The organism is Propioniciclava sinopodophylli, from assembly GCF_004324755.1.
Taxonomy (GTDB): Bacteria; Actinomycetota; Actinomycetes; order Propionibacteriales; family Propionibacteriaceae; genus Propioniciclava; species Propioniciclava sinopodophylli.
In genome coordinates this window covers 111,080-123,349 of sequence record NZ_SDMQ01000006.1, presented here as the reverse complement: position 1 = coordinate 123,349, position 12,270 = coordinate 111,080, and the positions used below count along the sequence as shown (strand labels likewise).

Sequence of the window (12,270 nt, the reverse complement as noted above, 5' to 3'; positions counted from 1 at the left end):
CGCGGCCCACCGATCACCCGGCCCGCCGCCACCCACCGAAGGAAGCACCATGACCAACCAAGCCATCGCCGACGGACTGCGGCACGCGAGCGACACCCGCGTGATCGAGGTCGGTCGCGCCATCCTCTCCCGAACCGGCGAGATCCTCGCCCGCTCCCTCGCCCAGCCGGGCCGGCCGCTGTTGATCGTCGCTGACGAGCGCACCTGGGTCGCCGCGGGTGAGGCGGTGGCCGCATCCCTTCAGGCGGCGGGCCTCACCCAGACCGAGCCCCTCGTCTTCCCTGGGACGCCGACCCTGTACGCCGCCTACGAGCACTGCGAGACGATCCGCGAGCGCCTGATGGAGACCAACGCGCTCGGGGTCGCCGTGGGTGCCGGCACCCTGAACGACCTCGTCAAGCTGGCCTCCGGCGAGCTGGACCAGCCCTACGCGGTGGTCGGTACGGCGGCATCCATGGACGGGTACTCCGGGTTCGGGGCACCCATGAGCCAGGGCGGGGTCAAGATCACGATGCCCTGTCCCGCCCCCGCCGTCGTCCTGTTCGACCTCGACGTCGCCGCCGCCGCTCCCAAGGCCATGGTCGCCTCCGGTTACGGCGACCTCGCGGCCAAGATCCCGGCCGGAGCCGACTGGATCCTGTCCGACGCCATCGGCCTCGACCCGATCGACCCCCTCGCGTGGGACCTCGTGCAGGGAGGGGTTGCGGAGGCGCTCTCCCGGCCGGACGCCCTCGCCGCCGGCGACGCGGACGCCTACGAGGGTCTCGTCGAGGGGCTGCTCCTCTCGGGGCTGGCCATGCAGGTCTACAAGGGCACCCGCCCGGCGTCCGGGGCCGAGCACTACTTCAGCCACCTCTGGGAGCTCGACCACCTGGGGGCAGACCTCGACCCGCCACTCTCCCACGGCTACAAGGTGGCCATCGGCACACTCGCCATGACGGCGTTCTACGAGCGGTTCATGGCCCGAGACCTCGCGGCGATCGACGTGGACGCCGTGGTGGCGGCCTGGCCGACCTGGGACGCCGTCGAGGCCGACATCCGCAGCAAGCTCACCGGCCCGCTCGCCGAGAAGGGCGTCCGGGAGACGCGCGAAAAGTACGTGGACGCCGCCGGGTTGCGGACGCGCGTGCAGACCCTGGTCGATGGCTGGCCGTCGCTGCGTCCCCGCCTCGTCGACCAGTTGATGCCGGCGCGTGACCTGCAGCGCATGCTCGCCGCGGCCGGCACGCCGACACGCCCGGAGGACATCGGCCTCACCCTCGCCGAGCTCAAGGACACGTTCCCCAAGGCGATGTACTACCGCTCGCGCTACACCGTCCTCGACGTGACCCGCGAGATCGGCTGGTTCGACGAGTTGGTCGACGAGGTCTTCGCCCCCGGCGGGCTGTGGACCTGAGCGCGGCACGGATCGAGGAAGCGACAGCCATGCGTCCCGAACGCCTGTACGGCGCCTACGTCTTCGACATGGACGGCACGATCTACCTCGGCGACGAGGTCCTCCCGGGGGTGCGGGAAACCCTCGCGTTCCTGCGGGAGCGCGGCATCCCCCTGCGGTTCCTGTCCAACAACCCCACCAAGGACCCCGAGCAGTACGCAGCCAAACTCGCACGCCTCGGCCTGCCCACCCCAGTGGACGACATCGCCAACACCGTTGTCACCACCGTGCGATGGTTGCGTTCCCACCACCCGGACGCCGTGGTGTTCCCGATCGCGGAGGAGCCCCTCATCCGGGCCCTGCGGGAGGCGGGCGTCCGCCTGAGTGAGGACCCGGCCGAGATCGACATCGTGGTGGCGTCCTACGACCGCACGTTCGACTACCGGAAGCTGCAGATCGCGTTCGACGCCCTGTGGTTCCACAAGCGGGCGATCCTCGTCCAGACCAACCCCGACCGCTACTGCCCCTTCCCCGGCGGACGCGGCGAGCCGGACTGCGCCGCGATCACGGCCGCCATCGAGGCGTGCACCGGCGTCCGCTGCTCAGTGAACCTGGGCAAGCCGGGGGCGATCATGGTCGCAGAGGCGGTGGCCGGCTTGGGAGTCGAGCCCGCCGACGTCCTCATGGTGGGAGACCGCCTGGCCACGGACGTGGCGATGGGCCGGGCCGCCGGCATGGCATCCGTGCTGGTGCTGACCGGCGACAGCACGCCCGAAGAAGCGGAGGCCGCCCCGCCCGAGCAGCGTCCCGACCACATCATCGACACCTTCGACCAACTCGTCCCGGACGCCGTCTGGCGTGCGGCGACGCGGGCAGGCGCCTGATAGCGCTCGACCAGTGAGGCCCGCCGGCCCGGCGACCCGCCTCACTGGTTGCGGCGGGCCAGCAGCTGCTCGCGCAAGATGTCCGCGTGTCCGCAATGCTGGGCCAGCTCACGCAAGACGTGGAGGAGGACCCAGCGAAGCGTGAGACTGCCCCGCCGGTTTCCGGAGAAGACGACATCCCCGGACAGCCCAGCCGACGCAGTGCGCGACAAGGCGATGGCGTCGCGGTAGCTGGCCCGGACGGATTCGATGGTGTCCTCCGCCGCCAGATCGAAGGACTCGTCCGGCGACGCCGCAATCCCCAACTCGGCGCGCGACTGCCCCGTGACCGCCTCCCCGAACCACACGCGCTCCACGAACACCGCATGCTTGACGAGTCCGAGGAGCGTCGTCTTGGAAGGCACCAGCCTGGCCCGGGCCTCCTCCTCTCTGAGCCCGTCCAGGGACGCGAGCAACATCTGGCGGTGCTCGTCGACGAAGGCGGCCACCTGCACCTCAAAGTCAGCGCGATACACGGCGGCGCTGTCCGGACCAGTCATGGCCGCATGATCCCACGAGGCGCACGCGCTTCTAGAAGACCGCACCGCACCACCCAGTCACGGCACCGTGTGTCCACGGCTGCCCGCACTGCTCACCTTGGCGGTGAGGGGACGGTGACGCCAGCGGTGCGGATTTGCTGGAGGGGGTTGCGGATCCCGGCGCGGGGACGGCGTTTGGCGTAGTGGTCTCCGCCGAATTCGGTGTGGGGCTGGGCGGTGGTCAGGATGCGCCACACGGCGGCGAGGGCGCGCTGGTGGCCGCTTCGGACCGTGATCCGCTTGCAGCGGGTGGTGAACCCTTCCGACCCATGGGGAACCCGTGGGGAATGCGTAGGGAACTCGCCCCACGCGTGGGGAATGAACCCACCACCAGGGAGTGCGCCGGTCACGCCGACAACGTGTTCTCCCTTGTCAACTGCTCGTCACAACATTGGGACATAGGAAAGGCGAGAGGTTTTCGCCTCCCGCCTTTTCGTCCTATTTGCCCTTGTCAGAGGCGCTTTTTGTGCGCGAGAGAGGAGTTGAACCTCCACGTCCTTTCGGACACACGGACCTGAACCGTGCGCGTCTGCCATTCCGCCACTCGCGCGTCGCCCCCTCGCGGGGACAGCCTGAGTACCTTAGCACGGGGCCGCCGACAGGTCATATTCGGGATCGGCGGCGCTGCTGTCGGCGGACAAAATCGGGGCTCTCGGCGCACGAACCCGGGGCCCCGGGCGAGACAGGGGTTCATGTTCTGGCCACCTTGACTCATCAACCACCTCCACAGTTGCGGCGCGTGACTAGGGGTGATGGTTTCCACATCATCCACAGCGGTGGACAGGTCTGTGGACAACCTCGTGGATGTGAACGCCCGACGACCCCCACACCAACACCGGATGGACGCCACGCGCAGGCCTCAGGTGAGCACCGCCAACAGGCCCGACAGGGTCAGGAACGACAGCGCGGTGGTCACCAGCAGGACGGCCGGCGGGACGTCCGTCTCGCCGTACCTGGCAGCGAAGACCGGGAGCGACGTCCACGTCGGCATGGCGGCGCTCAACACCAGGGCGGCGAACAACTCGCCCTCCAGCGGCGGCAGGCCCAGAGCCCGCAACCCGAAGGCCACGCCAACCGCCAACCCGGGCATGACCAGCAGCTTCGCCGTCGACACCGCGACGACGCGCCCCACGCGTCCGCGCAGTGACAGCCCTACGAGCATGCCGCCGACGGAGAACAAGGCCAGGCCGGTGCTCACGCGCCCGAGCAGGTCGAACGACTCGCGGATGACCCCGGGCAGCACCAGCCCGGACGCGGAAACGGCCAACCCAGAGACGACGGCCAGCAGCACCGGCACGCGCACCATGGCGATGAGCGCCGGTCGGATGCTCGCCCACAGCCCTGTCCGGGCGTTGCCGCGCTCGGCCAAGAAGAAGCACAGCGGCACGGTCACCAGGGTCTCGACCAGGACGTTCATGCCGAACACGCCCCCGGCCACGCTGGGCAGCACCATCAGCAGCACCGGGAACCCGACGAAGCCCGAGTTGGCCCCGCCCGAGCCCATCGCGTCGAACGCGGCCGCCGCCCGGGGCGTCCGCCCGACCTTGCGCGACCACACATAGCCCGCGAGCAGCGCCACGAGCGAGGTCACCGCGAAGCCGAGCAGGTAGGTGGGGTGCGCGACCTCGCTGATCCTGCGCGACGACGTCGACAGGAAGATCAGCGCCGGCATGGCCACGTACATCACGAAGGTGCCGAGTGCGTTGATGCCCTCCCGGGTGAAGAGACCGCCGCGCGTCAGCGCGTAGCCCAGCAGGATCAGCAGGTACAGGGGCGCGGTGATCACCAGGATGTCCAACACGCGCGCTCCCTCCGCCAAGCGCACCCTACGCCGCGACCGGACGCCCCACGACAAGCGCGTTCAATCGTGGGACCCCTGGCGGGGGTGACCCGGTGAACGCAACGACCGCAGCACTCGACGGCGCGCACGCAGCGTGCTTCGCCACGCTCAGCCATCCGGACGGAGGTGCTGTCGGCAGACAACACCAAGGCTTTCGGCGGGTCCGGTAGGTTGTTGGCTGCCACTGCACCCGAGACAAGGACAGCTCCCGTGAGCCAGACGACTGCAGCGAGCGTGGCGTCCCCCCGCCCGCACCTGCCCTCGAGCGGACGCCGCACGCCGGTGTCCACGTACCGCCTGCAGTTGGGGCCCGACCTCAGCTTCGACGACGCGGCCGCGCAGCTCGACTACCTCGAGGGGCTCGGCGTCACCGACCTGTACCTGAGCCCGATCCTGCAAGCGGCGCCCGGCAGCACGCACGGCTACGACGTGGTCGACCACTCCCGCATCAGCGCCGAGATGGGCGGGCGCGAGGGCTTCGAGCGCCTCGCCACCGCGGCCCACGCCCGGGACATGGGCATCATCGTCGACGTGGTACCCAACCACATGGGCGTCCCGACCCCGCTCCACCACAACAGGGCCCTGTGGTCGGTGCTCAAGGACGGCCCGTCCTCCCCCTACGCCGCCTGGTTCGACGGCGCGGACGACGGCGACGGCATCCTCATGCCGGTACTGGGCGCCCGCATCGGCACCGTGCTGGCCGATGGTGAGATCACGCTCGAGCGCCGCGTCATCCCGGGTCAGGAGGAGGAGGGCGAGCAGGCCGTCCTCGTCTACTACGACCACGTGTTCCCCGTGCGCGCCGGCACTGAGCACCTGCCGATGCACCTGTGCGTGAAGGAGCAGTACTACCGGCTGGCCTACTGGAAGGTCGCCGCCGAGGAACTGAACTTCCGCCGCTTCTTCGACGTGGACACCCTCGTGGCCGTCCGCGTCGAGGACGACGACGTCTTCGACGCCACCCACGCCCTGCTGCTGGACCTCTTCCACGCGGGCCACATCGACGCCTTCCGCATTGACCACCCCGACGGCCTGGCCGACCCGCGCGGCTACATGCGCCGCCTGTCCCGGGCCACCGGCGGCGCCTGGATCGCCGCCGAGAAGATCCTCGAGGGCGACGAGCAGATGCCCGACGACTGGCCCGTCGCCGGCACCACGGGTTACGACACGAGCTGGCGCATCTCGGCACTGCAGTGCGACCCGAACGGCTACGGCGACCTGGGCACGGTCGCGCACCTGATCACCGGCGACATCCCGGGCACGCTGCCGGAGGTGATCGACGCCGCCAAGCGCGAGATCGTCACCACGAGCCTGCTCGCCGAGGTGCACCGCATCGCCACGCTCGCCCACGTGATCTGCCGCGACGACATCATGCTGCGCGACCACACCTTCGGGTGGATCCGCGCCTGCCTGACCGAGCTCGTCATCGCCTTCGACCGCTATCGCGCCTACGTCGTGCCCGGCGAGACGGCCCCCGCGGAGTCGGTCGAGCTCGTCCGCCACGCCGCCGAGCGGGCAAACGAGAAGCTGGACGCCGAACTGCACGACACCATGGAGGTCGTCGTCGACCTCGTCCTGGGCCGTGAGGTCGGCAGCGAGGGACGCGCACAGCGGGCCCAGCGCGACGAACTGATCGTGCGCTTCCAGCAGGTGTGCGGCGCCGTCACCGCCAAGGGCGTCGAGGACACCGCCTACTACCGCTGGACGCAACTGGTCGCCCTCAACGAGGTCGGCGGCTCCCCCGGCACCTGGAGCCTCAACCCCGACGAGTTCCACCGCTGGTGCTCGGCGATGGCGTCCGACTGGCCGGCGACGATGACGTGCGGCACTACCCACGACACCAAGCGGTCCGAGGACGTCCGCAGCCGCATCGGCGTCATCGCCCAGTACGCCCCCGAGTGGCGCGCGCTCGTCACCAAGCTGCACCCCTACGCCGAGGGGCTGGAGGGCCACACCGAGAACCTGTTCTGGCAGATCCTCGCCGGCACGTGGACGCCCGACGGCCCGATCGAGCGCGAGCGCATCGAGCAGTACATGCTCAAGGCCGCCCGCGAGCAGAAGATCTGGACGTCCTGGACGGCGCAGGACGCCGACGGCGAGGAGCGCCTCCTCGCGTTCATCCGCCGCGTCTACGACGACGGCGACCTGATGGGCGCCTTCACCGACTGGTACGAGTTCACCGCCGACGCCGTGCGCGTCTCGATCCTGTCGCGCAAGGCCATCCAGCTGACTTGCCTGGGCGTGGCCGACGTCTACCAGTCGTGCGAGACGCTGCAGAACTACCTGGTCGACCCAGACAACCGCGCGGCCGCCGACTTCGTCGGTCTGGCCGACGTCGCGAGCTACCTCGACCGCCGCTCCCCGCTCACGCTGGCGGAGGAGAAGTTCCACGTCACCCGCGAGGTGCTGCGGCTGCGTAAGCGGCGTCCGGACGCCTTCGTCGGCCCCGAGGCCGCCTACCGTCCCCTGCCGAGCAGCACCGGGCACGCGCTGTGCTTCGCGCGCGGCGACAACCCTCAGGTCGTCACCGTGGCGTCCCGCCTGCACCGCGACCTCACCCGCGCGGAGGGCTTCACCGCCCACTCGGTCCTCCTGCCCGAGGGACGCTGGCTCAACGTGCTGACCAACACCGAGCACGACGGCGGCAACGTCCTGATCGCCGAGGTGCTCGGGCGCTACCCGGTCGCCGTGCTGGAGAAGGTGGACGGGCCCGACTCGTCCGAGGCGCGCGCGCAGGCCGAGTCGCTGTCCGACACGCTCGAGGACGGACGGCCGATCTTCCGCGCCGAGCCCGGAGCCGGCTCCCTGAGCTGGTCGAAGGGCCCTTCGGACTCAGGGACCCGACCAGCTGACGAGACCGAGGCCGAGAGCACCGGGCTGCTGACGTGGCTCACCAAGCGCTTCTTCGACCGCCCGGCCGCCAACGAGGAGGAGCCCCGTGGCTGACGTGCGCCTGGAGGTCTGGGCCCCGCTGGCCACGACGGTCGAGGCGGTCCTCCCCCGTGCGACGGATCTGGCTGACGGTTCGCACGCCCCAGCGGTTGAAGCGTCAGCCAGCGATGTCGCACGCCCCGCGCCCACCCGTCTTCCCCTCACCCCGGGCACCGACGGGAACTGGACGATCGACCTGGCCCCCGGCACCGACTACCTGCTCAGCGTCGACGGCGGCGACCCGTGCCCAGACCCGCGCAGCGGACGCCAGCCCCACGGCGTCCACGGCCCGAGCCGGGTCTTCGACCCCACCGCCTTCGCGTGGACCGACGACGCCTGGGCCGGGCGCGACGTGCTCGGCGGCGTCCTGTACGAGCTGCACGTGGGCACCTTCACCCCCGGCGGCACGCTCGACAGCGCGATCGAGCGCCTCGGCGACCTGGTCGACCTCGGCGTCGACACCGTCGAGCTGATGCCGCTGGCACCCTTCCCCGGCGAGCGGGGCTGGGGCTACGACGGCGTCTCGATCTACGCGGTGCACGAGGTGTACGGCGGCCCGGAGGCGCTGCAGCGCTTCGTGGACGCCGCCCACGGCCTCGGCCTGGCGGTCTGCCTCGACGTGGTGCACAACCACTTCGGGCCGGCCGGCAACTACGTCGCCACGTTCGGCCCCTACTTCACGGCCAAGCACCACACCCCGTGGGGCGCGGCGATCAACCTGGACGACGAGCACAACGCCGGCGTCCGCGCCTTCATCGTCGATCACGCCGTGCGCTGGCTGCGCGACTTCCACGTGGACGCCCTCCGGCTGGACGCCGTCCACGCGCTGATGGACGACTCCGAGCGACACATCCTCGCCGAGATCGCGGACGCCGTCGCCGAGCTGGAGGCCGCCACCGGACGGACGCTGACACTCATTGCGGAGTCCGACCTCAACGACGTCGCGATGATCGCCCCCACCCCCGCCCACCCCGACACCACGGGCGACCCGTCGCTGCCGGCCACGGCGGCGTCCCGCGGCATGGACGGCCAGTGGGCCGACGACGTCCACCACGCCCTGCACAGCTGGCTGACGGGCGAGACGTTCGGCTACTACGTCGACTTCGGCACCGCCGAGACACTGGCGCACGCGTTCGAGAAGGTGTTCGTCCACGAGGGCGGCCTCTCCACGTTCCGCGGCACGGCGTGGGGCGCCCCCGTCCCCGACGACGTCGAGCGGCGCCGGTTCGTGACGTTCACGCAGAACCACGACCAGGTCGGGAACCGCGGGCTGGGTGACCGCCCGGACGAGCGCCTCCCGGCCGGGGCCATCGCCGGTGGCGCCGCGCTGCTGTTGCTCTCCCCCTTCACGCCCTTGCTGTTCCAGGGCCAGGAGTGGGGTACCCGCCGCCCGTTCCAGTTCTTCAGCGACCACGACCCCGACCTGGGCGCGCTGATCACCGCCGGGCGCCTGCAGGAGTTCGCCTCGCACGGCTGGGGCGAGATCTACGGGCCGGACGCCGTCATCCCCGACCCGCAGGACGAGGCCGCGTTCGCGGCGTCCGTCGTGGACTGGGCCGAGCGCGACCAACCCGAGCACGCCGCGATGCTGGCCTGGCACCGCACCCTGATCGAGCTGCGCCGCGCGCACGTGCGCCCCGGGCTCGCGGTCGCCACGTCGCACGGCGAGGGGTGGTTCGCGCTCACGCACGGCCCCCTCACGGTGGTCGCCGCCCCGCGCGAGGACGCCGCCGTGCCCCTCGCCGGGTCGCTGCTGGCCTCCTTCGGCGGGGCGGAGCTGGCTGGCGGCACTCTCCGCCTGCCCGCGGCGTCCGTGGCCGTGGTGGGGACGTAGACTCTGCCCGCCGACAGGGGGGAGACGTACCCTCCCCCGGCCACCTCCCCTCCGGAGGGGGGTGGCAAGCTACGCTTGGATCGTTCAGGGCACGTGCGGCAGACGGAGGGAGGGCCGGTGGGAGTCTTCGACAACCTCGAGCGTAAACTCGAAGGTGTCGTCAACGGTGCCTTCGCGCGCGCCTTCAAGGGGGACGTGCAGCCCGTCGAGATCACGGCTCGACTCCAGAAGGAGTTGGACGCCGAGGCCCGCCTGCTCTCCCGCGACCGCAAGCTCGTGCCCAACGACTTCACCATCGGGTTGTCCCGGCACGACTACGACCGGCTGGTGCCCTACAGCCGCACGCTGAACTCCGACATCATCCCCCAGCTGCGCGAGTACGCGGCCAGCGCAGGCTACGTCTTCAACGGCCCCGTCACCGTGGCCTACGAGCTGGAGCCCGAGCTGCCGGTGGGCCGCTTCACGGTCGAGAGCCAGGCGGTGGCCGCGGCCGCGACGCCGGCGACGACGACCGCCATCCGCCGCGCGAGCCTCGTGCTCGAGGTCAACGGCATCCGGCACCCGCTGAGCCCGCCCGGCTTCACGCTGGGCCGCGGCACGGACGCCGACGTGCGCATCAACGACCCGGGCATCTCCCGCCTGCACGCCCGCGTGAGCGTCCGGGGCACCGAGGACGCCCCGCACGTCACCATCGAGGACATGGGCTCGACCAACGGCATCGTGGTCGACGGCCGGCGCGTCCAGTCCGCGCCGCTGCGGGACGGCTCGCGCGTGGAGCTGGGCAACACGCGCATGCTGGTCAGGTCCCCGGTGACCGATGTCTGAGCTCCTGGTCCTGGCCCTGAAGTTCGCGTTCCTCGCCCTGCTGTGGGTCTTCATTCTGTTCACCGGCGCCGTCATCCGCTCCGACCTGTTCGGACGCCGCGTGCCAGCCGCCGTGGCCGCCGCACCCGTGGCGTCCGCCCGCGCGCAGGGCCGCCGGAACCGCCGCAAGGGGAGCGTCCCGACCACACTGCGCATCACCAAGGGCAAGCAGGCCGGCCTCACCATGGGCCTGGGCGATCACCTGAAGATCGGGCGCAGCACCGACTGCCAGCTGATCCTCGACGACGACTACGTCTCGACCCGCCACGCCCGCATCTACCGCTCCGACGGGGGCTACCTGGTCGAGGACCTGGGCTCCACCAACGGCACCTACCTCAACAACGAGCGGCTCAGCTCGCCCGCCCCGTTCACCCCGGCCGACACGCTGCGCATCGGCCGGACCCTTCTGGTCGTGGAGGCCTGAGCCATGGCCCTGACGCTCGGCTACGACTCCCACTCGGAGATCGGGCTGGTCCGCAGCAACAACCAGGACTCGGCCTACACGAGCCCGCACATGCTCATGGTCGCCGACGGCATGGGCGGCGCCGCCGCTGGTGACCTCGCCTCCGCGGTCGCGACGTGGGAGCTGCGCAAGACCGACGAGTCGCTGGCCGACCTCATCGCCGCGGCCCGGGCCGAGCGCCTCGCGGCCGCCGCGGAGGCGGCCGAGGAGTCGGCCGAAGCGCCCGCGGACATCGACGAAGGTGACGACCCCGGCGACCTGGTGGACGTGCTGACCGTCATGGCCGGCGCGCTGGCCCGCACCAACGACCGGCTGGTCGAACTCGTCGAGGACGACCCCGAGCTGGCCGGCATGGGCACCACCGTCTGCGGCTTCGTGCTCGACCAGGACCGGCTCGCCGTGGTCAACATCGGCGACTCGCGCGCCTACCTCGTTCGCGACGGCGCCCTGCACCGGGTCACCCGCGACCACAGCTGGGTGCAGACGCTCGTCGACGAGGGCCGCATCACCGAGGAGGAGGCGCTGAACCACCCGCACCGCTCCCTCGTCCTGCGCGTGCTCAACGGCTCCTCCCAGCACGAACCCGACCTCGGCTGGCTCGACGTCACCCCCGGCGACCGTCTGCTGGTGTGCTCCGACGGCCTGTGCGGCCTCGTGACGGACGCCGCCATCGCGTCCGTGGCGACCGCCGGGCTGCCCCGCACCGAGACGATCGAGAAGCTGGTCGACCTCGCCCACCGCGCCGGCGGCTACGACAACATCACGCTCATCGTCGCCGACGTCGAGGCTGACGGGACGCCCGGGCCGGTGTCCATGATCGGTGCCGCCGCGATCGTCGAGGCGCCGACGGGCGCCGAGCACACTGCCACGATCACCGGGCTGGACGCCGACGCCGACGTCGACGGGGTCGCCGACGAGCGCGCCATCACCGAGGACGAGCGCTACGCCTTGTCGGGCCGTCGCAGGGCATCCACCTGGGTGAAGCTCACCCTCGCGATCCTGCTGCCCGTGCTCGCCTTGGCCGGCGGCGCGTTCGGCTGGTACTCCTACACCCAAACCCGCTACTTCATCGGTGAATCCGACGCCAACGTGGCCCTCTACCGGGGTGTCCCCGACCGCGTGCTCGGCCTCGACCTCTCCACCCTCCTCGAGACCGACACCACCCGCATCGCGGACCTGCCGCCCTACTACGCGGCCAAAGTGAACGCGACTATTGGGGTGGCCGACCTGCCGTCGGCCCAGAGCACGCTCATCGAGCTGCGCGAGAAGGCCAACCAGTGCATCGCCCAGCGCGAGGCCCGCGCCCGCGCGACCGCCGTCCCCACCCCCGCGCCGACACCCACGGCATCGGTCCTCGATCCGTCCGGGGCCCCGACGCCGGGGGTCAACCCCACCGCCGCGCCCGTCGAGGGCGCCACCGCGACCCCGACCCCCGAGGCGACCCCATCCCCGACCCCGAGCGCCACCCCCGTCACCGCCCCCGAGGAGTGCTGACGTGGCC

Annotated in this window: 9 protein-coding genes and 1 tRNA gene; 7 read left to right on the top strand and 3 right to left on the bottom strand. The window is 71.2% G+C overall.

Features of this window, described 5'->3' with window-relative positions; all coding sequences use genetic code 11:
* Positions 1–49 precede the first annotated feature (49 nt).
* Positions 50–1,396 carry a sn-glycerol-1-phosphate dehydrogenase gene (locus ET989_RS07615; protein WP_131167940.1) on the top strand — a complete coding sequence of 449 codons (1,347 nt, stop codon included), beginning with the start codon at positions 50–52 and terminating at the stop codon, positions 1,394–1,396.
* Between the two features lie 29 nt (positions 1,397–1,425).
* Positions 1,426–2,259: an HAD-IIA family hydrolase gene (locus ET989_RS07610; protein WP_131167939.1), complete on the top strand. Its 834-nt coding sequence runs from the start codon at positions 1,426–1,428 to the stop codon at positions 2,257–2,259.
* A 41-nt stretch (positions 2,260–2,300) separates the two neighbouring features.
* On the opposite strand, the gene ET989_RS07605 is transcribed toward ET989_RS07610, so the two are convergent.
* The 3 genes from ET989_RS07605 to ET989_RS07595 form a co-directional block, all read right to left on the bottom strand.
* Positions 2,301–2,798 (bottom strand): DinB family protein, encoded by a 498-nt coding sequence (locus ET989_RS07605; protein ID WP_131167938.1) that lies wholly within the window; start codon positions 2,796–2,798, stop codon positions 2,301–2,303.
* A gap of 506 nt (positions 2,799–3,304) precedes the next feature.
* Positions 3,305–3,387, bottom strand: a tRNA-Leu gene (locus ET989_RS07600).
* Positions 3,388–3,696: 309 nt separating this feature from the next.
* Positions 3,697–4,638: an AEC family transporter gene (locus ET989_RS07595; protein WP_165490083.1), complete on the bottom strand. Its 942-nt coding sequence runs from the start codon at positions 4,636–4,638 to the stop codon at positions 3,697–3,699.
* A 249-nt stretch (positions 4,639–4,887) separates the two neighbouring features.
* Here ET989_RS07595 and treY point away from each other — a divergent pair, with 249 nt between their 5' ends.
* The 5 genes from treY to ET989_RS07570 all read left to right on the top strand — a co-directional run bounded on the left by treY (position 4,888) and on the right by ET989_RS07570 (position 12,263).
* On the top strand, positions 4,888–7,623 hold the full coding sequence (gene treY, locus ET989_RS07590) for a malto-oligosyltrehalose synthase (RefSeq protein WP_131167936.1): 2,736 nt from the start codon (positions 4,888–4,890) through the stop codon (positions 7,621–7,623).
* Complete coding sequence (gene treZ, locus ET989_RS07585) at positions 7,616–9,442, top strand: malto-oligosyltrehalose trehalohydrolase (RefSeq protein WP_241656260.1); 1,827 nt, start codon at positions 7,616–7,618, stop codon at positions 9,440–9,442. The genes treY and treZ overlap by 8 nt, the downstream gene beginning before the upstream one ends.
* A 117-nt stretch (positions 9,443–9,559) precedes the next feature.
* A complete protein-coding gene (locus tag ET989_RS07580; protein WP_131167935.1) occupies positions 9,560–10,267 on the top strand; it encodes an FhaA domain-containing protein in 708 nt (235 codons plus the stop codon).
* Positions 10,260–10,730, top strand: coding sequence for an FHA domain-containing protein FhaB/FipA (locus tag ET989_RS07575; protein WP_131167934.1), 471 nt, complete (start codon positions 10,260–10,262; stop codon positions 10,728–10,730). The genes ET989_RS07580 and ET989_RS07575 overlap by 8 nt, the downstream gene beginning before the upstream one ends.
* A 3-nt stretch (positions 10,731–10,733) precedes the next feature.
* The gene (locus tag ET989_RS07570; RefSeq protein ID WP_131167933.1) at positions 10,734–12,263 is read left to right on the top strand and encodes a PP2C family protein-serine/threonine phosphatase; all 1,530 of its coding nucleotides are present in this window, start codon (positions 10,734–10,736) and stop codon (positions 12,261–12,263) included.
* The last annotated feature ends 7 nt before the right edge of the window (positions 12,264–12,270 follow it).

Coding starts and splice junctions, on each gene's coding strand:
- ET989_RS07615 (WP_131167940.1), top strand. CDS start 50: ATGACCAACCAAGCCATCGCCGACGGACTGCGGCACGCGAGCGACACC.
- ET989_RS07610 (WP_131167939.1), top strand. CDS start 1,426: ATGCGTCCCGAACGCCTGTACGGCGCCTACGTCTTCGACATGGACGGC.
- ET989_RS07605 (WP_131167938.1), bottom strand. CDS start 2,798: ATGACTGGTCCGGACAGCGCCGCCGTGTATCGCGCTGACTTTGAGGTG.
- ET989_RS07575 (WP_131167934.1), top strand. CDS start 10,260: ATGTCTGAGCTCCTGGTCCTGGCCCTGAAGTTCGCGTTCCTCGCCCTG.
- ET989_RS07570 (WP_131167933.1), top strand. CDS start 10,734: ATGGCCCTGACGCTCGGCTACGACTCCCACTCGGAGATCGGGCTGGTC.